The organism is Bacillus sp. S10(2024) (assembly GCF_050473865.1).
Lineage (GTDB): Bacteria > Bacillota > Bacilli > Bacillales > Bacillaceae_G > Bacillus_A.
Map to the genome: position 1 here is coordinate 1,209,830 of NZ_JBFLUR010000002.1, position 25,914 is coordinate 1,235,743.

24 protein-coding genes and 1 pseudogene are annotated in these 25,914 nt (G+C 34.0%); 23 read left to right on the plus strand and 2 right to left on the minus strand.

The features are described from left to right. Positions 1-29 precede the first annotated feature (29 nt). Positions 30-284, minus strand: a pseudogene (locus AB1280_RS06250) (DUF3889 domain-containing protein); the annotation flags it as partial. 419 nt (positions 285-703) lie between these two features. On the opposite strand from AB1280_RS06250, the gene sleB reads away from it, so the two are divergent. The 18 genes from sleB (at position 704) to AB1280_RS06340 (ending at position 18,225) form a co-directional block, all read left to right on the plus strand. Then, a complete protein-coding gene (gene sleB, locus AB1280_RS06255) occupies positions 704-1,471 on the plus strand; it encodes a spore cortex-lytic enzyme (protein WP_429755243.1) in 768 nt (255 codons plus the stop codon). Between the two features lie 18 nt (positions 1,472-1,489). Further along, on the plus strand, positions 1,490-2,830 hold the full coding sequence (gene ypeB, locus AB1280_RS06260; protein ID WP_429755244.1) for a germination protein YpeB: 1,341 nt from the start codon (positions 1,490-1,492) through the stop codon (positions 2,828-2,830). 18 nt (positions 2,831-2,848) lie between these two features. Beyond that, positions 2,849-3,454, plus strand: coding sequence for a YhcN/YlaJ family sporulation lipoprotein (locus AB1280_RS06265; RefSeq protein ID WP_272187764.1), 606 nt, complete (start codon positions 2,849-2,851; stop codon positions 3,452-3,454). 135 nt (positions 3,455-3,589) lie between these two features. Continuing rightward, entirely contained in the window at positions 3,590-4,081 is a 492-nt protein-coding gene (locus tag AB1280_RS06270; RefSeq protein WP_272187765.1) for a GNAT family N-acetyltransferase, read from the plus strand. Between the two features lie 26 nt (positions 4,082-4,107). Beyond that, positions 4,108-5,130, plus strand: a complete 1,023-nt coding sequence (locus tag AB1280_RS06275; protein WP_429755245.1) for a homoserine dehydrogenase — start codon at positions 4,108-4,110, stop codon at positions 5,128-5,130. 215 nt (positions 5,131-5,345) lie between these two features. Beyond that, positions 5,346-6,104, plus strand: coding sequence for a DUF3959 family protein (locus tag AB1280_RS06280; protein WP_429755246.1), 759 nt, complete (start codon positions 5,346-5,348; stop codon positions 6,102-6,104). Positions 6,105-6,319: 215 nt separating this feature from the next. Next, complete coding sequence (locus AB1280_RS06285; RefSeq protein ID WP_429755247.1) at positions 6,320-7,417, plus strand: hypothetical protein; 1,098 nt, start codon at positions 6,320-6,322, stop codon at positions 7,415-7,417. A gap of 542 nt (positions 7,418-7,959) precedes the next feature. Further along, positions 7,960-8,736: a DUF817 domain-containing protein gene (locus AB1280_RS06290; RefSeq protein ID WP_272187769.1), complete on the plus strand. Its 777-nt coding sequence runs from the start codon at positions 7,960-7,962 to the stop codon at positions 8,734-8,736. 40 nt (positions 8,737-8,776) lie between these two features. After that, a complete protein-coding gene (locus AB1280_RS06295) occupies positions 8,777-9,127 on the plus strand; it encodes a hypothetical protein (protein WP_272187770.1) in 351 nt (116 codons plus the stop codon). A gap of 173 nt (positions 9,128-9,300) precedes the next feature. Continuing rightward, complete coding sequence (locus tag AB1280_RS06300; protein WP_272187771.1) at positions 9,301-10,524, plus strand: cytochrome P450 family protein; 1,224 nt, start codon at positions 9,301-9,303, stop codon at positions 10,522-10,524. Positions 10,525-10,596: 72 nt separating this feature from the next. After that, a complete protein-coding gene (locus tag AB1280_RS06305; RefSeq protein WP_081904805.1) occupies positions 10,597-10,752 on the plus strand; it encodes a DUF1540 domain-containing protein in 156 nt (51 codons plus the stop codon). 219 nt (positions 10,753-10,971) lie between these two features. Continuing rightward, on the plus strand, positions 10,972-11,826 hold the full coding sequence (locus tag AB1280_RS06310; protein ID WP_272187933.1) for a Cof-type HAD-IIB family hydrolase: 855 nt from the start codon (positions 10,972-10,974) through the stop codon (positions 11,824-11,826). A gap of 318 nt (positions 11,827-12,144) precedes the next feature. Further along, complete coding sequence (locus tag AB1280_RS06315; protein WP_429755248.1) at positions 12,145-13,881, plus strand: PAS domain-containing sensor histidine kinase; 1,737 nt, start codon at positions 12,145-12,147, stop codon at positions 13,879-13,881. 317 nt (positions 13,882-14,198) lie between these two features. Next, the gene (locus AB1280_RS06320) at positions 14,199-14,729 is read left to right on the plus strand and encodes a hypothetical protein (RefSeq protein ID WP_429755249.1); all 531 of its coding nucleotides are present in this window, start codon (positions 14,199-14,201) and stop codon (positions 14,727-14,729) included. An 11-nt stretch (positions 14,730-14,740) separates the two neighbouring features. Beyond that, positions 14,741-15,415 carry a response regulator transcription factor gene (locus AB1280_RS06325; RefSeq protein WP_272187774.1) on the plus strand — a complete coding sequence of 225 codons (675 nt, stop codon included), beginning with the start codon at positions 14,741-14,743 and terminating at the stop codon, positions 15,413-15,415. Beyond that, on the plus strand, positions 15,412-16,833 hold the full coding sequence (locus AB1280_RS06330) for a HAMP domain-containing sensor histidine kinase (protein WP_429755250.1): 1,422 nt from the start codon (positions 15,412-15,414) through the stop codon (positions 16,831-16,833). The genes AB1280_RS06325 and AB1280_RS06330 overlap by 4 nt, the downstream gene beginning before the upstream one ends. A gap of 195 nt (positions 16,834-17,028) precedes the next feature. Continuing rightward, positions 17,029-17,628, plus strand: a complete 600-nt coding sequence (locus AB1280_RS06335; protein ID WP_429755251.1) for an undecaprenyl-diphosphatase — start codon at positions 17,029-17,031, stop codon at positions 17,626-17,628. Between the two features lie 90 nt (positions 17,629-17,718). Then, positions 17,719-18,225 carry a DUF3189 family protein gene (locus AB1280_RS06340; protein WP_429757291.1) on the plus strand — a complete coding sequence of 169 codons (507 nt, stop codon included), beginning with the start codon at positions 17,719-17,721 and terminating at the stop codon, positions 18,223-18,225. A 45-nt stretch (positions 18,226-18,270) separates the two neighbouring features. On the opposite strand, the gene AB1280_RS06345 is transcribed toward AB1280_RS06340, so the two are convergent. Continuing rightward, positions 18,271-18,975 carry a hypothetical protein gene (locus AB1280_RS06345; RefSeq protein WP_429755252.1) on the minus strand — a complete coding sequence of 235 codons (705 nt, stop codon included), beginning with the start codon at positions 18,973-18,975 and terminating at the stop codon, positions 18,271-18,273. 594 nt (positions 18,976-19,569) lie between these two features. Between AB1280_RS06345 and AB1280_RS06350 the strand changes: the two genes are divergently transcribed. From AB1280_RS06350 to AB1280_RS06370, 5 genes are all read left to right on the plus strand, one after another. Beyond that, positions 19,570-20,793 carry an MFS transporter gene (locus tag AB1280_RS06350; RefSeq protein WP_429755253.1) on the plus strand — a complete coding sequence of 408 codons (1,224 nt, stop codon included), beginning with the start codon at positions 19,570-19,572 and terminating at the stop codon, positions 20,791-20,793. A gap of 105 nt (positions 20,794-20,898) precedes the next feature. Then, positions 20,899-21,330: a GNAT family N-acetyltransferase gene (locus AB1280_RS06355; protein WP_429755254.1), complete on the plus strand. Its 432-nt coding sequence runs from the start codon at positions 20,899-20,901 to the stop codon at positions 21,328-21,330. A gap of 215 nt (positions 21,331-21,545) precedes the next feature. Next, complete coding sequence (locus tag AB1280_RS06360) at positions 21,546-21,848, plus strand: heterocycloanthracin/sonorensin family bacteriocin (RefSeq protein ID WP_429755255.1); 303 nt, start codon at positions 21,546-21,548, stop codon at positions 21,846-21,848. A 185-nt stretch (positions 21,849-22,033) separates the two neighbouring features. Further along, positions 22,034-23,959, plus strand: coding sequence for a putative thiazole-containing bacteriocin maturation protein (locus tag AB1280_RS06365; protein ID WP_429755256.1), 1,926 nt, complete (start codon positions 22,034-22,036; stop codon positions 23,957-23,959). After that, a complete protein-coding gene (locus AB1280_RS06370) occupies positions 23,956-25,899 on the plus strand; it encodes a TOMM precursor leader peptide-binding protein (RefSeq protein WP_429755257.1) in 1,944 nt (647 codons plus the stop codon). Before AB1280_RS06365 ends, AB1280_RS06370 begins: the two co-directional genes overlap by 4 nt. The last annotated feature ends 15 nt before the right edge of the window (positions 25,900-25,914 follow it).

Below are 25,914 nucleotides of genomic sequence, written 5' to 3' on the forward strand. Positions count from 1 at the left end.
TCTTTTTCTATTGGCACAGCATGCTGTTTTTATCTAGGGGTTTCTTTGAAGGAAATGTTGATAAATTTTTCTGTTTTTGTTTCAAATTCTACATCAACAAATACTCCAAATTCTTTTCCGCTCTTGTCACGCAACCATAACTTAAATTTTTCAACTGATATATTTACTGTTTTCGGTCTTCTTCCAATATGAAGATAATCAATAATATCAGCTTGCGGATATTTTTCTTTCGTCATTTGCACCGCAAGCTTTCCCCATTTCGCATAGGGAGGCTGCGCATGAACAGAAGGAAAAGGGTTGAAAATAAACAAAACCATTGAAGCAAGGCCGATACAAATAAATAATTGAGTATATAACCGTGTCATCTTAAAGCTCCTTTATAACATTTTTTATCCCGCATGAACGTGCAGTAATACTCCCAACTCAAAGTTCAGCGAAGGCATTGTCTAGTTCTAATGGCTAGAATCTCCGGTCGTTTCGCCCCCCATCGGACGAGGCAAAAAGCGCTTTTCTGAAGAAGTTAGGTGGGAGATAAACTGCTGACATGCGCCCGATTAGTAAGGACTGGTTAAAGTTTCACTTTATAGTGTTTACACTTAGGCATATTCATATGAATGTGCCTTTTTTTGTCTTTATTACATAAAACCGCATGATTTACAAAAAATAACCTTGAATTCATCGTCATATTCAAGGAGGTTGAACTATGCAGTGTAAAGCTTTTTTCAAAGTGGCGCTTCTGCTCATTACGGTGGCAGTTACTTTGTTAGTAAGTAGTGTTCATGAGAAGGAGGTAGGGGCTTTTTCCAATCAAGTTATCCAAAAAGGCGCTTCTGGAGAAGATGTAGTCGAACTACAATCAAGACTCAAATACATTGGATTTTACAATGGGAAAGTAGATGGTGTCTTTGGATGGGGTACATATTGGGCTCTACGAAATTTTCAGCAAAAATTCGGGTTAAAGGTTGACGGACTTGCTGGTACAACTACAAAACAAAAGCTCGTAAAAGCTACCAAATATGAAAAGCAACCAAGTAACACAGCGAACAATCAAAATAATAAACCATCACAAAATAATAAACCAACACAAAATAAAGGCACAAATGTTCCGAATGGATACTCGCAAAACGACATTAAAATTTTAGCAAATGCTGTATACGGAGAATCACGCGGTGAACCTTATATCGGACAGGTTGCTGTGGCAGCTGTTATTTTAAATCGCGTTAGTAGTTCATCTTTTCCAAATACAGTCGCAGGCGTTATTTATGAGCCGCGTGCGTTTACTGCTGTTGCAGACGGCCAGATCAATTTAACACCAAATGAAACAGCAAAAAAAGCTGTACTCGACGCAATTAACGGATGGGATCCATCTGGAGAAGCACTTTATTACTTTAATCCGGATACAGCAACAAGTAAATGGATTTGGAGCCGCCCGCAAATTAAGAAAATTGGAAGACACATTTTTTGTCACTAGTTAGGAGGTGGATGAGATATGTTTAGAGGTTTATTAATTGTTTTATTAACAATCGGAGTTGTAGGCACAGGGTATTGGGGATATAAAGAGCACCAAGAAAAAAATGCGGTATTAATACACGCTGAAAATAACTACCAGCGAGCTTTCCATGATTTAGCCTATCAAGTCGATCTATTACATGACAAGATCGGAACAACATTAGCAATGAATTCACGCACATCATTATCACCGGCATTAGCCGATGTGTGGCGCATTACATCGCAAGCGCATTCTGATATTGGTCAATTACCACTTACGTTACTCCCGTTTAACAAAACAGAAGAATTTCTATCAAATATCGGAGAATTCAGTTACCGTACAGCTATACGTGATTTAGATAAAGAGCCATTGAATGATCAAGAATATAATACACTTCAGCAACTATATAGTAATGCTGCGAATATTCAAGATGAACTGCGTAAAGTACAGCATCTTGCTTTAAAAAACAATTTACGTTGGATGGATGTTGAACTAGCGCTTGCTTCTGATAAGAATCCAGCCGATAACACAATTATAGACGGATTTAAAACAGTAGAAAAAAACAGTAACTCTTATTCACAAAGTCCTTTTGGACCAACGTTTACAAGTCTGCAGACAGAAAAAAAGGGTGAAACACACATATCGGGTCCCAAAATTTCAAAAGACCAGGCAATAAATATTGCAAAATCTTTCCTTAGCTTGAAGGGAAATGAAACGATTTCTGCTGAAAAAAGCAGCAAAGGAGCAAAAGAAAAATTTTATAGCATTACAGTAAAAGATCCTAAGACAAATAGTGAAACGAACATGGACATTACTGAACAAGGTGGCTTTCCAATTTGGGTTATGAACAACCGTGAAGTAAAAGAACAAAAAATCAGTTTAAATGAAGCAGGAGAAAAGGGACTTTCCTTTTTAAAACAAAATAAATTCAAAAGCATGGAGTTATATGAAAGTTCACAATACGATTCTATTGGTGTTTTCACATTTGTAACAAATCGTGACAACGTGCGTATTTATCCAGAATCCATTCAAATGAAAATTGCGCTTGATGACGGTTCGATTGTTGGTTTCTCTGCTAGAGACTATTTAGCATCTCGTAAAGATATAAAAGTCCAAAAGCCAACATTATCGGTTTCGGATGCGCGAAAGAAAATTAATCCTAATTTGAAAGTTATGGAAGAGCGTGAAGCAATCGTTGTAAATGACTTGCATAAAGAGGTTCTATGTTATGAGTTTTTAGGTACTCTTGGGAAAGACACCTATCAAATCTTTATTAATGCCAATAGTGGTACTGAAGAAAAAGTAAAAAAATTACAAAGTGTAGAACAAATTTATGATTAACGAATAGGAGTGACACCTTTGAGGAAAACCTTATATTTTTGTATCTGTTTACTTCTATTAGCAAGTTGCAGTACAAAAAAGAATGATAACGAAGCGAATCCTAAACCAACTTCAAATACAAAACAATATACAACAAGAAACGTAACATATAAAGAAAATACGCGTAAAACAGAAGTAACAAAAGCTGATCATCTTGCAAGCATTGCCTCAAACATACCTGGTGTAAGAGATGCAACAGCTGTTGTTCTTGGTAAGTATTCCATTGTCGGTATTGATGTAGGTGCTAAGTTAGATCGTACAAGAGTAGAAACAATAAAATACTCCGTTGCTGAGAGCTTAAAACATGATCCACAAGGTTCTAATGCTGTTGTTGTGGCTGATTTAGATACGTACGAGCGTTTAAAACAAATTGGAAAACGGATTAAAGAAGGTAAAGCTGGCGAAGGAATTCTCGATGAACTTGCGGCAATCATAGGTCGTGCGATGCCACAAGTGCCAAACGATTTATTAGAAAATAAACAGACCAATCCAGTGAAAGAAAATAATCAACAATTACCAAAAGACGAACAAAATGAATTAAAACAAGAACAAGTCGACCAATCTAATCAACAGTTAAAACGATAAAATACTCCCCGTGTAATGTAGCACGGGGAGTATTTTATCGTTTCGAGATTGAAAATTTCATTTATTCTCAAAAATATTGTATGATTTTGTATGGAAGGAAACGTATGTTTTTAGAACTGGGGAGGAATAAATGTAATGAAAACGAATCAATCCATTCAACTCGTTCCATATACAGAGGAATATAAAGAAGCTTTTCAAACCTATACTTTACCAGAAGAACAAGTACAATTTACTGCTCATCCAATGGATCTTTTAGACAAAGTAAAGCAGAATCCAACCCGAAATCCTATTATTATTATAGCTGATGACAAGCCAGTAGGTATTTTTTCATTGCAATCAGGAAGTCGTGTGCAAGAATATACAACGAAAGAAAACTCTTTGTTACTCACTTCATTTTCAATCAATTACACTGAACAAGGAAACGGATATGCAAAACGAGCATTGCAACTGCTACCAAATTATGTAGATTTATACTTTCCAAACATAGAAGAAGTTGTATTGGCAGTCAACGAAAGAAATATTCCTGCGCAAAAATTATATATAACAGTTGGTTTTGAAGACAGAGGACAACGCCGAATAGGACCGATTGGACCGCAACTTGTTTTATATTTACCTTTAAAAAAATAAACATTCAAAAGTTAGCGGAGGATCTTATGCAAATCAAAATAATACTTGCTGGTTATGGCACCGTTGGAAAAGAATTTATAAAACTCATTCATGAAAAAGCATCGTTTATTCATAAAGAGTTCGGCATAGAATTACTTCTTGTTGGAATTATTGGACGTGATGTGAAGTTATATCATCCAGAGGGGCTTTGTGCCGACACTTTACTCACACAAGGAGAGGGATCAGCAGCTTTACATAGATACATCGAACAACATCCAGTTCATAACGAAAACATGCTGGGTCATGTTTTTATTGAGTCAACACCAACCAATCTTCAAAATGGGGATCCTGGAAAAGAATATATATTAGAGGCAATAAAAAAGGGAATGGATATTGTCGCGATTTCCAAAGGAGCTCTTGTTACTTCATTTAAAGAAATAGACGAAGCCGCTCGATTCGCAAATGTACGCATCCGATATAGCGGTGCAACAGCTGCTGCACTCCCTACATTAGATATCGGTCACTTCAGCCTAGCGGGATGCAAGATTGATCGCATTGAAGGCATCTTAAACGGGACGACAAATTATATTTTAACAAAAATGCATGAGGATGGCACTTCGTATGAAGAAGCTTTACAGCAAGCACAGCAAAAAGGAATTGCTGAAACAAATCCATTATTAGATGTGAGTGGAATGGATAGTGCTTGTAAATTATTGCTACTATCAAATAGTTTATTGAACACAGAATATACCCTTGAAGATATAAGGATTAAAGGAATAGACGATTTATCAAAACAAGATATACAAGAAGCAAAGCAGCAAGGAAAACAAATCAAACTACTAGCAAGAGCAAATACGGACGATAACGGTAAAGTGCGGCTTGAAGTACAACCTTATGAAGTAGAATCGAATCACTCTCTAGCTGGCGTTATAGGAACCGAAAAAGGAATTACTTTTTACACAGACACCATGGGAGCAGTTTCTACTATTGGTGGAGCTTCTAATCCAAGAGGAGCTGCCGCCGCTGCCTTAAAAGATGTGCTCAATTTATATCGAAAAGACAGAATATAACTTTACATATAATGTTGGTGCAAATCCCACTTATTTAGAAAAAGTGGGATTTGTCATTTTCTTATATAAAAGCAGTGATTTATTGTCAATTATCGTTATGTTTTTCTATTTACTTTTTATCATCAGAAGGATTAAGATATTTTTTAAGTATGTATACAAAACAGAAAAATACCATTATGCTATAGAAGTTAGAAAGCTGAAAGGGATTGAGAATTGTGAAAAAACTTGATGTACTGTTAATGGTGCTCAGCGCCCTGTTCCCAGTTACAGGTTTAATGAAACAAATGCCACTACAATTATCATTATATATAGGTGGATTATTGTTTTTAACTAGTTTTGGGAGCTATCATACAAAACGAATGCATTCAAGAATATTTAGTTGGGTAGCTTATGCATCATTTATCACGCTTTTGCTGGCAATTTGGAATCAATATATAACAGTCGATTCTTTAATTGCAAACGCAAAAATTGCTGCATGTATTGCTATCATCCCATTTTTATTCCGATTCCGTACATATGCCATTACATTAGGGCTACTCGGATTATGGGGCATGATGCTTTGGGATGTAAAACAAATTCAATCATTAGCAGTTCTTCAGCGAATGATGAACATACTCACAACAGAAAAACTGTATTTAGTCATTTTAGTGGCAGGTTTCTTACTCGGCGGATTGCTTGCAAGCGTATTGCATCGTGATAACAATAACCAAGAAAAAACAAACGCATTTAAACAAAAACAGAAGCGAATGAGACCTACATTTAAAATTCGCATTCCAAGTTTACCAAGGTTAAAATTTAAAATGCTTAAGTTCAGTAAAAAATCTTCTAAACAACGAGACACTCGCAAGTATGAACAAAATCATCAAGAAACAGCACCAACAAACCATACAACGCCAACAGAGCAACATAATGATGTTGGAACAGTGCAAGGACAGACCAGAATGGAACGAAGAAGAAATCGTTATAATGCATAGAGAATGATCTTGTACAATTTTAAAAACCCGTAATGTCTACGTATAATCGATAGAGCATTATGGGTTTTTCGTTGTAATAATATACCTATTCATTATCATAAATTTGAACAAGAAAAAATTTAAAAGCGAGTTTTTGTTTGAAAATAGCCATTGTCCAATTAAAATGAATATTTTATAGTTAAATATATAGAAAATATTAACAATAGGAGGGCGACATGCAAGAAAATTACGTACTCTCCTTTTTACAACCGCAGTATCCAAAAATTGCTGATATTGCATATAGCATAGAAAAGAGTGTCTACAATGATCCGCATGAAGCACTTGTTAAAACTCGTCTATTTGGAGAAGCTGTCGCAAAAGAGATTTGGGATAAAGAAAATTTACAAAGTGTATATGAGATAAAGCATGTAGAACGCATACATAAGCTATTTCGTGAAGGAATTATTAATGAAACATTCCTTGGTTATTTTGATTTAATCCGTACAATCGGCAATAAAGCTATTCATGATGCCCAATACGGAAGTATTGTAGATTCGATCCGAATGTATCGAATTGTTTTTAAAATTGCTGTTTGGTTTATAGAGTCGTATGGCAATGTGAACTTTCAAACTCCAAAATATCGAGATCCAGAGATGCCGCAAAAGACAGCTGAGGTTCATAACGATGAATTGACAGAACTATTAAGTAAAACAGTGGAAGAAGTGATTGAAAAATCCATTCAAACAACGATACAAGAAGTATTCGCGCATATGATGATACAACAACAGATGCTTAATGTCGATCTCAAAAAGCAAGAAGAAACAGAAGTAGTTATTTCAAATGAAAAGAAAACAGAACAAGTACTTAATACACCTTTTGATTTAATTACATATCTTCAAAAACACAATGTAGATGTAATTGACAAACGTGAATTTGGGGGAACATTGTGGGTTCTTGGCGGTTGGGAATTAAATGAACTTTTATTCCCATTAAAAGAAAAAAAAATATTCTTTCGTTACAAGGAAAAAGGAAATCGTACAACAAAAGGAAAACCGGCTTGGTTTTTATTTGGTCCATATGTAACAAATAAAAAATCAAAAACAACAAATAAGAAAAAAGAAATAATGAAGTTTGATCTTATAACATATTTAAAAAAACAAAATGTTGAAATAATAGATAAACGCAATCGCGGTGGAACATTATGGATCATTGGTGGTTGGGAGCTTAACAAAATTTTATTCCCGCTAAAAGAACATAACATTTATTTCCGCTATATGGCAAAAGGAAATCGGGCGACAAAAAATAAACCAGGTTGGTTTCTGATGGGAAAATAATGTATAGAAATGTACATCTTACTATTAAATTTACATTTCTATATTATTAATTATATACCTATTTTGTACCTTATTAAGTCACAACAAATGCCACTTAATAAGATTTTAATTTCATTGATTTCACATAGTTTTTCATAATCTAAGCTGCTTTTCTTTTTCATATAGGAAGAGGAAGACGACTAAAGTAAGACATTTGCCGATTACTGTTTAATAAAAAAACATTAATACATAAAGGGATTTTTCATATGACAGGATCTTTGCACGCTATGAGATTTTATAGCGTACGATTAGCACAGCCAAAAAAATGATATAGGATAAAAGGAGATGTATATGACAACATCTTCTTTTGTTCTTTTTTAATAAAAAGTAATATATAATTGCAACTTTCTAAACTTTTATAAAACCAAATGCGATATAATTATTAAATGCTTCGATTACCAAATATTTCTGAATTCAAAGATTGTAGAGAAATCTTCAAAAAAGAAATAAATAAATGGTAGCTTTAGATCAAACAATAGATACACACTTTGAGGAGAGTAACAATGGTATATTTTCGACAATTAGTTTATTTTGGCTATCAACAAGCTCTTTCCTGCATGTTTCCTGTCCTAATCTTTTTGACACTTGCTCTTTCGAAGGTGATTCATATTCCGGGTCTATACCGTTATGATTTCATCTTGCTTGTCTGTCTTCTTATTCAATATGGCATGTATAAAACTGGACTCGAAACAAAAGATGAGCTCAAAGTGATTACTGTTTTCCACCTAATTGGACTAGCATTAGAAATATATAAAGTGTATCAAGGTTCTTGGGCTTATCCGGAGCAGGCGTGGACAAAAGTGCTAGGCGTGCCGCTTTATAGCGGCTTCATGTATGCAAGTGTAGCAAGTTATATATGTCAGGCATGGCGCAGGTTTCATTTGCAAGTAGAAGGATGGCCAAATGCAATATGGACAATTCCACTTGGAGTGATGATTTATTTTAATTTTTTCACACATCATTTTATATATGATTTTCGCTGGGGTCTAACAATCTTATTATTTGTAGTGTTTTTTCGTACTTATGTACATTTTTCTTTGCGAGAGGTTACATACAAAATGCCGCTTGTTCTTTCATTTTTCTTAATAGGTTTTTTCATTTGGATTGCAGAGAATATTGCAACTTTCTTTGGCGCGTGGCAATATCCAAATCAACATGGAACATGGAAACTTGTTCATATTGGAAAAATTAGTTCCTGGTTTTTACTCGTTGTCATTAGCATTATGATTGTGGCACAATTAAAACAACTTAAAATAAAAAAAAGCAGTAGTTCTTCTTAATATAATTGTCTTCATCCTACAGTAAAGAGGTGAATACGTCTTGAAGAAAAGAAAAAGAATAGCCTTTTTGGTATGTATTTTAATCGTTATTTTGGCAATAGGGTTTATTGTATATAACAAAATAAGTGAAAATAATTTAGATTGTAAAGCGAGTGCTGTTCAAATCAAAGCTGTTGTGGTAAATCATACGGATCAGCCGCTAGCTGGTGTAAAAGTGTATGAAGGTTCAATTGCTAATAACGAACGCACTGTCACAAATTCACAAGGAGAATTTCAATTTTACTCCGGTGTTTGCGGTGAGATTACTATACTATTTGTTACACCTGATGGAAATACATACACAAAAAAATACGACAGGGAAGACGTACCTAAAACAATAAAGTTTGAGTAGTGAATTCAATATATCAATAAGTAAGAGATGTACTTCTGAACATCTCTTTTTTTGTTTCATTATAAAAGGTAATGTGAATTTGTAATTTTCTCAACTTACATAAAAATGAATGCGTTATAATAGTCATTAGGTGCTATAATCACCAAATATTTCTAAAGACGGAGGTTAGCGGTATGTCTTCAAATAACGAAATGAATCGTAACACATTACCTGAGATTAAATTAACTTCGGCTGCATTTAAACATGAAGCATATGACATTTACAAAGAGTTACGTGCATCTCATCCTGTTTATCAGGTATATCCTAACGCCTGGCTTATTACAAGATATGAAGATGCAGTAAGTTTATTAAAAGATACACGTTTACTGAAGGATGCTAAAAATGTATTTAGTAAAGAAGAGTTTGAGGCCTATTTTACACTAGAAAATGGAGAGTATTTGAGAAAACATATGTTGAGATCTGATCCACCTGACCATAGTCGCCTACGATCCCTTGTTCAAAAAGCGTTTACCCCGCAGATGATTTTACAGCTGAAAGATAACATTCAATCTATTGCTGATACTTTATTAGACAAAATAGAACATCAGCACACTATAAACCTCGTAAATGATTATGCTTTTCCACTTCCAATTATTGTGATTAGCGAGATGCTTGGTATCCCTCAAGAAGACCGAGATAAATTTAGAGTTTGGTCACATACGGTTATTGATTCTCCAGATACACTAGAAGCTATTCGAGAAACTGATAAAAAGTTAGGTGAATTCATTGATTATTTACGAGATTTAGTAGATAAAAAACGAGAAAATCCTTCAGACGATTTAGTGAGTGCATTAATACAAGCAGAAAGTGAAGGAACAAAATTAAGTGCCACTGAATTAAATTCAATGATTATGCTGCTTATCGTTGCTGGACACGAAACAACTGTCAATTTAATTACCAATATGACTCTAGCATTGCTTGAACATCCTGATCAATTGCTACTTCTACGGCAAAATCCAGATTTGATTGACTCAGCAATTGAGGAGTCATTACGATTTTACAGTCCAGTTGAAATAACGACTATGCGCTGGGCAGCAGAATCATTTACATTGCATGGTCAAAATATAGAGCCGAAAAATGAGGTGATTATTTCCTTAGCCTCTGCGAACCGCGATGAAAAGATATTTCCAAACGCTGATATTTTTGATATTACAAGAAAAAATAATCGTCATCTTGCTTTTGGTCATGGCAGTCATTTCTGTCTTGGTGCACCGCTTGCCCGTTTAGAGGCGAAAATTGCAATTTCTACCTTATTACATCGCATGCCAGATCTTAAATTAAAAGGAAAAAGAGAAGACTTAAAATGGAGTGGTAATTATTTAATGCGATCATTAGAAGAATTACCATTATCTTTCTAAGCGAATGGATACGAAATAGTATGACACCTCTCAATACTGTTCATACTAAACAAAAAAAGGAGGTGTCATACTATGGCTCAAGATGTTCTTTGTGAAGTGAATAATTGCCAATATTGGGGAAATGGAAATAAGTGCAATGCTGAATCTATTTATGTAGTAAGTCATACAGGGAAACAAGCATCTGATAGTAAAGAAACAGATTGCAAAACATTTATACCAGAAGTTTAAGTCTCTAAGGGTAGCCTAATGTGGTTACCCTTGTTTTATGTATATTATTGATAATAACAATCATTTTCATACTATTTTTTGCATGTAGAGAAAAGAAAAATTTTCTTTAATAAATGGTTTACTCTTGACCTGAAATGCGTTTCATACATTATAACTATGATGTTACATGTGAGAACGATATCATTTAAAACAAATATAGAAACGAAAGTAGGGAAAAGAATGAAGCTTATTGCAATTGATTTAGACGGAACCCTTCTTACATCAAAGAAAGTAATTAGTGAAGAAAATGCAGAAGCTATTAAGGAATGTCAAAAAAAAGGACATGTTGTAGCTATTTGTACAGGGCGTTCAATGATAGATGTTCATAAACTTTTACAAGAAACAAACTTACAATGTCCAATCATTGCAGAGAACGGTGCGATTTTGTATTTAGATAATGAAATGATACAACGATATCCCATTGTAAATGAACATGCAGAAGAAATCGTTGATTATTTAGAAGAAAAAAATATATCTTATCAATTGTATACAGATCAAGGTGTATATATCCCAAAATATGGAGAAGAAATCATTCAACTTGAGATGGATTTTATTATAAACTCTGATATACATGTTGATGAAAAAGAATTGAAACATATAGCAGCTTTATATTTACAGCATACTGAAACGAAAACAATCGAAAGCTGCAAACCGTTATTTTCAGAGCCAATTCATATTCATAAAATTCTCCCATTTTCATATCAAAGGGAAAAATTAAAGCTATTAAAAGAGCAATTTATAGACAACGAGGAGTTATCGATTACGGCATCTTATTGGCACAATCTTGAAATAAATCATCTGCATGCTCAGAAAGGAAATGGATTATATACACTAGCAAATCATTTAGGAATATTAAAAGAACATACTGTCGCTATTGGTGATGGCTTAAATGATATTTCCATGATGGAAAAGGCAAATATATCAATTGCAATGGGAAACGCAGTGGAAGAGATTCAAGCACTTTGTCATTACAAAACACTTTCAAATGATGATCACGGTGTCGCTCATGCACTGCGCCGCTATATTATTGGATGAACTGATTTTGTTATTTAGACCACGGTGAAAAGTGATGAAAGAGTAAAAACGTTCTTATTAATCCCATTACTTAAACTTCTAAATAGTTAAATGCGCAAAAATGCACAAATTTCGACAAAATATGTGCATTTTTGCGCGTTTTTTCTTTTTTTCCTATATTTCGTGTTGAAAAATAAATAAATTTATGAATAACTCTATTTTTCTATGTACCTTAATAAATTTAATTCGTATAATGGAAAAGTTGGGTAAATTTGAAAATTAAACACAATTGAAAAATCAATATATACATTTGAATTATTAATATAGGAGTTGGCGGATATGTATCGGCTTACAGAACTTATTGATACTAGAGAAGTACAAAAAATGGCAGAGCAATTTTATTTTTTAACACATATTTCACATCAGCTTCTTGATTCCAATCAAGAGATAGTGTTCCATTACGGCACAGAATCTAATGATACACATTTACATACAAAAATCCATGTTCCGATTATCATTCATGAACATATGATTGGTGATTTTATCGTTTTTTCTCCTCAAGATTGTATTGATTCTTGTACAATATTTTTTAAATCTCTTGCAGCGCTTATGACCAATTTAGGAATAAATAAATTGCACGAACTTCAGGAGAATCAATCGATACCTGCGGAAAATCTATATACTATTTTACAAAACATGCCCGTGATGGTCGATGCATTTACTGAAAAAGGTACTATTGCGATATGGAATCGAGAATGCGAACAAGTAACAGGGTATAGTGCAGCTGAAATTGTTAAAAATCCTCGCGCATTAGAGCTTCTTTATCCTGATGAAGCGTATCGGAATCAAATGCTTCATGAATTTTCTACACGCGGTAAAAACTTTCGTGATTGGGAAATGACGCTTACTTGTAAAAATGGTGATAAGAAAACCATTATATGGTCAAACCTATCAAAGGAATTCCCTGTTCCTGGATATAGCTATTGGGCAATTGGCGTGGATATCACCCATCGAAAAAAGATTGAAGAGGAACTCATTCAAAAATCTTCAGAGTTAGAATTAATTTTTAAAGCTCTTCCAGATTTATGCTTTTTAACTAATTTTGATGGCACAATTGTTGATTATAAGGCTGGGTGCCCAACAAAATTTTATGTGCCTATTGATGAATTTATGGGGAAAAAGTTTCAAGATGTTTTACCTTCTGATGTTGCTGATCAGTTACAAGAAGCATTTGTAAAAGTACAACAAAATAATTCCATAGAAATTGTAGACTACTCCTTACCGATGCACGATAGTATGTATTATTTTGAAGCACGATGTTTACCGCTTTTAACAGATAAAATTATGATTATTGTTCGTGATATTACCGAACGAAAGAAAACAGCTGAACTATTAAATAAATCAGACACATTAGATGCGGTCAGTCAACTTGCTGCAGGCGTTGCGCACGAAGTACGTAATCCTTTAACTGTCATTAAAGGATTTATACAATTATTACAAATTCAAATGAAAAATGACACAGATTATTTCCCATTGATGATTTCTGAAATTGAGCGTATAGAATCTATTATTCATGAGTTTTTATCGATTGCAAAACCTGAAATTACCTCTTTTGAAAACAAGAATCTTTGTTTTATATTAGAAAATGTTGTGTCGTTAATTAACACAAAAGCAATTATGACGAATATTCATATCACATTCCAAACTGATCCTGACGTCTTGTATATGGATTGTTGTGAAAAACAGTTAAAGCAAGTATTTATAAATGTTTTACAAAATTCAATTGAAGCAATGCCAAATGGTGGAGACATCATAATTTCTGCTAAAAAAACAAGCGACAATGAGGTCATGATTTGTATTTCTGATGAGGGGATTGGTATTCCAGAAGAAAGAATTATAAAACTTGGAGAACCTTTTTATAGTACGAAAGAAAAAGGGACAGGCATTGGTTTAATGATTAGCTATAAAATTATTGAACGTCATCAAGGAAGGATTCATATAACGAGTAAGGTTGGAATAGGGACTTCGGTGAAAATTTACTTACCAATTTCTCAAACTTATATAAATGCAAATTGAAAAAACACTTTTTAGGGGAGGGCGAGAGTATTAGGCCGTGTATTGAAGCGGTCAGATGCTCTTTTTTTCTTTATGTAACTGTAAAACAAAAAGAAAGATGAGTATAAGTGATGTAAATGTATACTCATAATGAAACATCCTTTCATTTTTTATCACTACCAGGTTACTCAAATATGTCCGAACCCACTTCCTTCTTAAGAAACTATTATGCATTTTCTCATCTAATTTTAATCTTCCTTTCATCGTTCTTTCCATTTTTATGGTTAAAATATAAGCGAACAATCACTTTTCATCCTTACAGAAGGAGGGAGACTAAAATGTCGAAAAGTCAATTAAATCAAATTTTTCATGTATCCATTAAAATTATAGGGGCTTGTATTATTGCATTTGGTGTTACAATGTTAGTGTTGGACTTTATGGTAGGAAATCAAATTGCATTAAAAGGGTTGAATAAAAATCTTGGATCCCTCGCAGAATACGGGGCAATTGTAGCAGGTTTCTTATGGTTATTTCGTAATATTTGGTTGTTATTATATAAAAGGAAAGTAACGGTTGCCAAATACACAAAAGAACTTTATATGTTATTAAAGCAGTATCATACGTTTATCGGGTATGCAGTTTTTACAGTCGCTGTTAGTCATGGGATATATTTTTTAATAGTAGGTAGCCGTAATAAGATTCTAATTTATAGTGGAATCTTTACTTTAATAGGACTAGTTCTTGTTACCATAGCTGGTATACTATTACACAAACTGAAGGATAAGAAAAAATATGTAACGTATCGAAAAGCTCATCAAATTGTAGCTATTATATTTGGAATTGGATTACTCGTTCACCTTGTTGTATAGGAGTGATAATATTGCATCGTATTTTAATTATTGAAGATGAAGAAAGTTTAGCGGAATTTTTAGAGTTAGAACTAAAATATGAAGGATATGCAGTAGATGTTGTGTATGATGGGAGAAAAGGATTAGAAACGGCTCTTGAGCATAATTATGACATTATTCTTCTTGATTTGATGATTCCCGGTCTTAATGGAATTGAAGTATGCCGCCGATTACGGGCAACAAAAGAAACACCTATTATTATGTTAACAGCACGTGATAGTATTATGGATCGTGTAACCGGATTAGATAGCGGTGCAGATGATTACTTACCGAAGCCATTTGCTATTGAAGAATTATTAGCAAGAATGCGTGTGATTTTGAGACGAAATCAAAAAGAAGAGCATAAAAATAAACTTCTTTTAAGATTTAATGATTTAGAACTCGATGTAGAGTCTCGAACTTTGCATAAAATAGAAGAGATAATTGAGTTAACAAATAAAGAATTTGAGTTGCTTATGATGTTTATGAAAAATATTAATCGCGTTTTGACAAGAGACATGCTCTTAGAGCAAGTCTGGGGATACAATGCAGTGGTAGAGACGAATATAGTAGATGTATATGTTCGTTATTTACGCAATAAATTGAATAGCCATGACAAAGAAAACTATATACAAACTGTCAGGGGCGTAGGATATGTGATGCGATGATGAAACAAATAAAGAATCGGATTCGAAACTTACCTATAAAATGGAAATTAACACTATGGTCCAGCACGTTATTATTTGTCTTATTCTTTTTATATAATATTTTACAATATGTTATTATTGATCACTGGACACTTGATTATGAAAAAAAACAAATTAGCAGGCAAGTAACAGAAATTGAAGCTTATTTTAAGAATGGGAATACAAGCTTTTCCGCAAATACAATTGAAAACAGTAAGGATTTTCTTGCAACTATAAATGATAAACATCAAATGATTCGAATTTTGGATGCAAACGGAAAGGCACTTGTCACTGTTTCACGTGACTTTAATCCAAAATTAGTTGTGCCAAAGTACGTCAATGAATCTGAAACTTCTATGACAAGGCATTATGAAGATAGAATATTTGTACAGCGCACGCCGATTACAACACATACATTTACGGGTACAATTGAAGTTGGACAAAACTTTGAAGCTTTTGATCATTTAATGAAGCTTATTTTTCTCATTATGATCGCTGCTGGTATCGGAGGATTGCTACTTAGCTTTTTAGGCGGTACTATTCTTGCAAAGCAACTTCTTTTAAGTGTGCAAGCTATTACAGATACGATGAACAAAATTAAGATAAATGGATTAAAAGAAAGGGTACCAATTCACGAAAACAATGATGAATTTGCCAAGCTCGGATTGCTTTTTAATGAGCTAATGGACAATTTAGAAACATCTTTTGTGCAACAAAAACAATTCGTTGAAGATGCATCCCATGAATTACGTACACCACTTACGATTATACAAGGACATCTCTCTATGTTAAATCGCTGGGGAAAAAATGACCCTGCTATCTTACAAAAATCATTAGATTCGAGTTTAAAAGAAGTAGATCGTTTAAATAATCTCGTGTCAGAATTATTAGAATTATCACGAGCAGAATCTGAACAAATGTATCCTATTGCAGCCGAACCTGTACATGTACATTCAGTAATAGAACAAGTTACGCAAAATTTCGAGTTGCTGCATGCAGACTTTCATTTTGATAGAAAATTACACGCAAATCATGCATGTGTTTCTATTCCTGCTTCTTACCTTGAACAAATTTTAGTCATTATACTGGATAATGCGATCAAATATACAAAAGAACATGAAAAATATATTTGCTTGCAAAGCGAAGTAGAAGAAGAAGAAATTAAGATTACTATTGCAGATTGCGGGGTCGGAATACCAAAGTCTGATTTGCCATATGTACTAAATCGTTTTTACCGAGTCGACAAAGCAAGAAGTCGAAAACAAGGCGGAAATGGATTAGGCCTTTCCATTGCAAAGCGCCTTGTAGAAAAATATAATGGACGTATTATGATAGATAGCAAAGAAAAAGAGGGAACGACAGTTACCTTATTATTTTATTGTCTAAAAAGCGAGAAGTAGATTACATCCTTCTCGCTTTTATTTGTGGACTTAGCATAATTATAATGAATGCAAATGAAAAATGAGAAAAAGATGAGAAAAATTTAAAGAACATTTCATATTGCTAGTGTATACTGAGCGAATCAACGAAATAGGTGATCACTAATGATTTAAAATTAGTGATTATGAACTGAATGTAAACAAGGAGAGACTTATATGAATTACACAATATTCCACTGGATTAATAATTTGGCAGGATCCTTTGCTTTGTTAGATAAGGTGATGATATTTATTACAAATAGCGCACCTTATGTTGCAATTATCTTGATGCTTTCTTTATGGTTTAGTAACGGTCAAAAAGAAACAGCTATTCGTAAGCAATATACAGTTTTGTACACAACTCTTTCTGTTTGTACAGCACTACTTTTAAATGTTTTGATTCATGCACTTTATTATCATCCACGTCCATTTGTCACATATCATGTACACAAATTAGTACCACATGCTACTGATTCTTCATTCGTAAGTGATCATGCTGTACTTGTATTTTCTATAGCATTTACAATGATTTTACGCGGAGAGGTATGGAAAAATATCGCGGTGCTTTGGGCTATACTAGTTGGTATTTCGCGTATTTATGTTGGTGTCCATTACCCAGCAGATATTATAGGTGGTGCTGTTTTATCTTTCGTAACAAGTGCTTTAGTCGTCAAATATACAAACAAAGTAGAACCTTTGATACGTCTCATGTTTCAAATTTACGCTAAAATAACAAAACGAATTCCATTGCTGTCTAAGTACAATCACATAGCTTAAATTGTCCACGGTTTATAAATACGTTTTAGATTAGAATGCAAATATTTGGTCATAATAATAATCATGTATATCAATTTAAAGGATGATATGATGATTTATATTTATACTGATTATGGCGGGACACATACAACTTCATTAGCAGCAGCATATCATTTAAAAAAACTACCAACTAATCGAAAACTTACAAAAGACGAAATATTAAACGTTGATTATTTTAATAAACTAAAAACTTCCGATATGGGAAAAATTATTTTTCATGGGCGAGACGAAAACGGAGACCTTGTTTATACAGTCGGTCATGGTGCATCTAAAGTTGTAGTTCCAGCATTAAAAAATTTAAGTATATTATTACAAGATAAATATCAAAATCACGAAAAAATTGTGTTTTCTAACACATCACCAACTGTACCAATTGCTATGACGATTGGTGGTTTATTTTCAAGAAGATTAAAAATTGATTTTATTGGTGTACCGTTGTTAGTTTTTGGTGCAAAACAAGCTTGTGATAATATAATCAGGCTCGTAGATTATACAAAACAAGCTGGAAGATTAACAAATGATGATGTTGTAGTATTAGAAAATGAAAACTTTAAATAGTTTATCAAAAAAGGATGGTTAATCATATATTAACCATCCTTTTTGTTATACGATCTCAACTTTTTTTCGAATGACAATCTTATCAATGTCATCTTCTTCATCACCAATATATAAATCACGTTCTCTCAAATACATTTCAAAATATAAATCCGCTTCAGCACGTTCATCGTAGGGCTTTATAGATAAAACAAATCCTAATTTATGTTGATCTTCTAATTCCACAGTTGAAATGTATGCTGGAATTTTATTACGTAAAAATAACTCCTTAACTGGAATAATCATGTCTTTCATTAATTTTGATAAAAGAGTCGTTTCAAATTCAAAATTAAAGCGATCAATACTTGATAAATCTGCAAAAACAACCCCAATAAAACCAGTATTAAAAATTTCTTGATAGTTTTCTTCTTCTATATTTCCGTTATAAAAATTCTTTTCAATTAAGTAATTTTTAAAATAAGCAATGCCTTCAGCTTCTTTAAAAGGTTTCGTTGAAAGAACAAATCCGATTTTCTTTTGTTTATGTAAATACGCACATGATAAGTAAGCAGTAATACTATGTTCAGCAAAAAGAGAACTTGTTGCTTGCGCGAGACCATCTAATACATGATGTGCAATGTGTAGTCGTTTACGAGAAAAGTAATATGATTTTTTTTGAAGTTCTAATGTATCGATAAACACAGAGCCAATAAAGCCTGTATTTGAAATAGTAGGAGTATGCTTTTTTCTTCCTCTGCGTTTATTTTGAGTCAATGAAATTCATCCTTCCTAGTATCTTTTCCATAGGGGAGAAGATACAAAAACGAACATTTGTTCTTATATTTATATAATACTATTTATTCGTTGAAAAGTAAATGCTTTTATCCTCAAAATAAACAAAAAGATGCCTCAAAAAGGCATCTTAATTAAGAATAGGGAAGAGCATTTCCCTTATAATATTATGTATATTTATATTAAGAAACAGATACAAATTCCTCTGCATCTTCGACATCTAAATGGCAATCCATTGTACGTACTTCTTGATCTTCATGGCTTCCAAAATAAATAGTAATTTTCATATATATCGCTCCTTTATTCTAGGAATACCTAAAATAATCGTTTATTGCTTTTTATTATATACCACTTTACATATTCCTACAATCTTATCATTATGCTTAAAAATGTTTCTTTAATATTAAGAAAATTGTTATAATAAACACATCTATATTGAAGGAGGAAATAACATGCAAAAAACACTAAAAGCATTTTCAAACGCAGGAAGAGGAGTGAATATCAACTAACGGTCATATAGCACTCCTACTTCCTAAAATCATCATAAAAAATGAATAACGGAAAGTAGGAACACAATTGAAGAAACAAACTATCGCAACGCATAACATTTCCATTTTATTTTGGGTGCAATTTTTTGGAACGATTAGTTTTTTACAGCCCGTAATGACACTGTTTTATATGGAAAGAGGCTTAACGGCAGCCAATATATTTATTGTTATGATGTGTTGGAGCGTGGCAGTACTTGTTGGGGAAATTCCAGCAGGTGTTTTTGCAGATCGATTCGGTGCAAAATTATCATTTTTGACAGGATCTATCATAAAAACGTTTAGTATCTCTATCTTGCTATTTGCAGATAACCTATGGTTATTTTGTCTATATAGTTTATTGAACGGTTTTTCGGTTACATTTTTCTCTGGTGCGGACGAAGCATTAATTTATGAGTCACTAAAAGAAAACAATGAGCAACATGTAATGGATCAAGCAATGGGAAAAATCCAATCGGCAGGCTTTATATCCATGTTATTCGCTGTAATTTTCGGTTCGTATTTCGCCAAAGATTTACGAGAGGAACAATTTACACTTTTAATTGTTCTTGGAATAGCATTTCATTTGGTAGAATTTGCATTACTACTTTTCATCAAAAGTCCAAAGAAGCTATCATCCTACCGAGAAGAATCTTTTTCACAAGTATTTGAAGGGATAAAGGTAATTCGTAAAGCACCGCAATTACTTATTATGTTTTTAAACGTCTCGCTTGTGTTCATTCCAGCAAGCGCAGTATATGACACATTTAACCAACCGTTGTTTACGAAAGCAGGCCTTCCTGTATTTGCAATTGGTATTATGTATGCTTTAGCTGCTATCCTCGGATATTTTTCCTCAATATCAATTGGATGGCTTACTTGCAGATTTTCACGTGCAATTTTAATGAATGTAACAGGTGGTTTAGCCGTTGGTGGTTTACTGTTATCAACGTTTTTCGGGGACACTTTGTGGGTTATATTAGGAGCCTTTTTTATCTTACGGTTCGTACGTGCAATTCGATATCCGATATACTCGCAGCTTAGTAATGATATTATCCCGTCGCATGTACGTGCAACAACGATTTCATTACTATCTGTTTTAGATTCAATATTAGATCTTATTATTTTCGGAACACTATCATTCGTAGCTGTTAAGTCATTACCATTTGTATTCGCTAGCTGTGCATGTATTGCATGTATTGGGGCGTTTTTACCGATTAAAAAAATTGAAGTGAGCGATACGGCGCGGCATAGAATGAACCGAAGTATAGAATAAAATAGTCCGCCAAAGTGTCTAATAAACTTTGGCGGACTTTATGTTTACACCATAAAAAATATTAGTAGACAATATAATAATTTGAAATATATGGAGGTCAATCTCATGTTACTTATAGAGAAAGCAAAACTTGATGATATACAATGGATTAATTTTCAATACGAACAGGTTGATTTTGTACCATCACATTTAGAAAATGAAGAGATTGCAATAGCATATTTTAATAGTCAAAAATCTGGTTTAGGAAGATTAGTAAAAATTGATGAAAACAACTTTGAATTGGGTGGAATATATACGTTAGAGGAATATAGAGGAAAGAATATTGCTGATAGTATCGTTGCATTTCTTATTAAAGAAGCTAGGAAATTTCAAATTCAAAATGTATATTGCATTCCATTTGAACACTTAAAACCTTTTTATAGTAAACATGGGTTTCAAGAAGTAGTAAATCTAGTTTTGGTACCTCAACCAATTATAGATAAATATAATTGGTGTTTAGAGCAATATGATACGAAAACATTGTTAATGAAATTATAAATTTGGAAACACACATAAAGTGTGTTTTTTCTTTTTTTATAGCTAGAAAAGAATGCGTGAACTTACATAATTCTAAATTAGGCATTTGAACAAGTCACAATACCTAGACTTAGGTCATACTTTGTTGGGGAGTGCAATTCGAAAGGGTCTATTGTCCATTTGTTACAAGTCGTTTTTCGGTATAACTTGCAAATTATGTTCATGGAGGTAATGAAATGAATAATTTTCAACAAGAACTTCAAACGTTAAATTTAAATGATTATAATGCTGGAAATGTTGTGTACTGGGATAGTCAAATTCCTTCTCCATACTATATCGCTGAGGACGCTACTCGTCGTTGCGGTGGTTGTGGTCGTTGTGGTGGCTTTGGACGTTGTGGTGGATTCGGTCGTTGTGGAGGATTCCGTTGCTTTGGATGCTTTGGATGCCTTGGATGCGGCGGCTGCGGAGGTTGCGGAGGTTGTGGTGGATTTGGCGGTTGTGCCGGATTCTGCTGGGATGGAATATGCGTTATTTAATTCCTATTTTTTAATTATAACTTTACTTAAAGAAAAGTGTTTCTACACGATTTTCATTGTAGAGACACTTTTTTTTAAGTATGATAAACCACTCTTCTTTTTTTCCTTTTGACATAAGAAAAAATAGGATACATAAAATTGTTATGATGACAGTTTAATGCGATAAACAGTGAAGGAGGAGTACAATGACAAAATTAAACTCTTCTACGCGTTTGAAATTGAAACGAGATACTTTCTTTCTCTCTAATCCAAAAGGAGAAGTGTACTTTAGAAATAATACAAGTTCATTCCGTATGGAAGGGAAGTCAATCAACCAATGGATTGAAAAACTGGTGCCAATGTTTAATGGTGAATATACTTTAGGGAGTTTGACAGATGGCTTACCTGATCTATACCGAGAGCGAGTATTTGAAATAGCAGAAATACTGTACCAAAATGAATTTGCAACAGACATAAGTCAAGATCATCCACACCAATTGCCAGGAAATATTCTCAAAAAGTACGCATCTCAAATTGAATTTTTAGATAACCTCGGCATTTCAGGTGCATATCGTTTCCAATCTTATCGCCAAACGAAGGTATTAGCTATCGGTTCTGGTTCTTTTTTTGTTTCCTTAGCTTCTGCGTTACTTGAATCGGGATTACCACAATTCCAGATGTTGATTACTGATTCCGTACAAACCAATAAAAGAAGATTAAAAGAATTAATAGAACATGCAAAAAAAACAGATCCCGAAGTATTGATTGAAGAAATTTTTTTACAAAAAGAAAAAAGAAATGGTTTGAAGGATGCGGTGCAGCCATTTCAAGCGATTTTGTATGTATCACAAGGAGATGACATAGAAGAATTAAAAATTCTTCATGCTATATGTAAAGAAGAAAAAAAGATTTTCATCCCTGCCATATTTCAGCAAGGAGTCGGATTAGCTGGGCCACTCGTACACCCAGAAAATGATGCTTGCTGGGAATCAGCTTGGCGACGTATACACAAAACTGCATTTTCTAAAACTTCTCAAGAACACATTTTTTCTTCTACAACGGAATCAATGTTAGCGAATGTAATTGTATTCGAACTGTTCAAAAAGGTTACAGATATAACGAAACCTGCACAAACTAATCAATTTTTTCTGTTAAATTCTGAAACGTTAGAAGGAAACTGGCATTCTTTTTTACCTCATCCGTTAGTAACCGAGCAACTGGAAATCGAATGGGTCCAGAATTTCAATACGAGAATGAAACAGAACTCAACTAAAAATGAATTGAATGAATATACTCTGAACTTGAATTATCTTGTCTCAAAAGAAGCAGGGATTTTTCATATTTGGGAAGCAGGTGACTTAAAACAGCTGCCGCTGGCTCAATGTCGAATTCAAGCAGTTGATCCGCTGTCAGAAGGTCCCGCTGAACTATTACCAGATATGATTTGTACAGGTTTAACGCATATGGAAGCAAGGTATGAAGCTGGATTATCCGGAGTTGAGACCTATATATCGCGAATAGTTAGTTCCAAGATTTCCGAACATGAGGATTTTATAGGAATTGGAGCCGGGGAAACAATTGCAGAATGTGTGTCTAGAGGATTACAAAAATGTTTAGATGAAGAATTTCGTAAGAGACAACTACAACAAAAAATTTCTGTTTCCCCGCTAAAATTAGATGTAGTAGAAGATGAACGCTGCCGCTTTTATTTACAAGCACTTACCACAATACAAGGAATACCTACAATCGCTTTAGGAGAGTCTATTTTTAATTTCCCTGTTATTTGGATTTGTACGAATAATCGCTGGTACGGAAGTGTAGGATTCAATAGAACATTAGCGTTACGCAAGGCATTACAACAGGCACTTACAGAAACGCAAAATTATAACGATTGTCTCACATCTCAAGCAATAGAGACTTCATCTGTTTTATTACAAGATAAAATACCATTACATTTCGCTATTTGTTCTTGTGAAAATATGACACAAGAACAAATATTACAGTCTGCTGAACAGACATTAAAACAAGATGGAAAACGGCTCTACGTATTTGAAGTATCGCTAGAAGCAATCTGGAAGGAGGAATTGGCAGGAATATTTGGAGTATTATTGGGAGAGGAGGAATCCCATTGAGCGCTTCCATTTTAATTATTGGAGAGGGACTATTGGCAAATCGTGCATATGAAGAGTTAGCTATCCAATATGAAGTCAATCAACAGACAGATTTTGATTTAAAAATACCAGCAACAACCGATTTAGTACTCGTGTTACATGATAATTGGAATCCTTCTTTTCATACACAGGCAGAAAGTGTACTTCAATCAACGAATATTCCTTGGCTGCGAGCTTTCGTTTCATTTGGAGAAGGAATAATTGGCCCGCTAGTTCGTCCTGGCAAGCCTGGATGTTCCCAATGCGCAGATATACGTCGTACTTTTGCAGGAAATGATTCGAAAGAAACGTGGGAAATATTGCGAATTCTAACAACAAAAAAAGAAATACCCCGAGACATATGGGCATCAAGTAATGGAGTATTACAGATGACACATCTTCTGCTAGAAGAAGTGCGGTGCATTTTACAAGATGGCCATGCACGATTAGAAGGACATATGTTGTTCGTTAATTTAGAGACACTGAAAAGCTCCTATCATTTTTTTCTACCTCATCCTTTATGTTCAAATTGTAGCCAATTGCCTATTGATTCATCACATACAGCCAAGATTTCATTACAATCAAGCCCAAAGATTAACATAAATGATTATCGTTGTCGTTCAATCTCTGAACTGAATAAAGTATTAGTCAATGATTATTTAGATTATGAGACTGGTTTTTTAAATGATAAAATGTATAACCTTACACCTCCATTTGCCGAGGTAAGTGTAAATCTTCCGCTCCTCTTTGGGAACGAAGGAACAGCTGGCCGTACCCATTCATATGCAACTAGCGAATTAACCGCTATATTAGAAGGATTAGAACGGTATTGTGGTCTAGAACCTCATGGAAAACGTACAGTCATTCAAGACACATTTCGCAATTTATCTCATCAAGCACTTCATCCTCTTCAAGTGGGTGTACATGCAAACGAACAATATATACAACCTAATTTTCCCTTTAAACCGTTTCATCCAGATCGTCCAATGAATTGGGTATGGGGTTATTCCTTCATGCAAGACCGTTCAATTTTAGTTCCAGAACTACTTGCTTATTATAGTTTAGGTGGTGCAGATGGTTTTGTTTATGAGACTTCCAATGGTTGCGCATTAGGTGGCAGCTTAGAAGAAGCAATTTTTTATGGCATTTTAGAAGTCATTGAGCGCGATTCATTTTTGTTAACTTGGTTTGCCAAGCTTCCTCTTCCACGTCTTGATCTTTCTTCTGTCAATGATCAAGAGTTGCAGTTAATGGTAGAGCGTGTGCGTGCAGTAGGGGGATATGATATACATTTGTTTAACTCAACAATGGAGCACGGCATTCCAAGCGTCTGGGCACTGGCAAAAAACAGAAAGAAGAAGGGGTTAAATATTATCTGTGCAGCTGGAGCTCATTTAGATCCGGTACGAGGGACGAAAAGTGCAATATATGAATTAGCTGGCATGATGTTAACTCTTGATAAGGAATTTGAGACGAATCGAAAGAAATATGTACAGATGTTCCATAATCCTTCCCTCGTGCGACAAATGCCTGACCATCCCATGGTATGTGGTTTGCCAGAAGCGGAAGAACGTTTTCAGTTTTTACTAGATAATAATCGTCCGTTACAAACATTTACCGAGGCATTCCAGCAGAAAATAAGACATGAGGATTTGACAGATGATTTAAAAGAAATACTACAGGTGTTGCATCAGTTAAACTTCGATGTGATTGTGGTAGATCAGACGACACCAGAAATAATGCGAAATGGATTACATTGTGTAAAAGTACTCATTCCAGGAATGTTGCCAATGACATTTGGGCATCATCTTACGCGCTTAACTGGTCTAGAGAGAGTGTTACACGTGCCAATGAAACTTGGGTATACGAAGCAATCGCTAACGTTTGAACAACTCAATCCACATCCACATCCGTTTGCGTAAGTAATGATTAGGAGG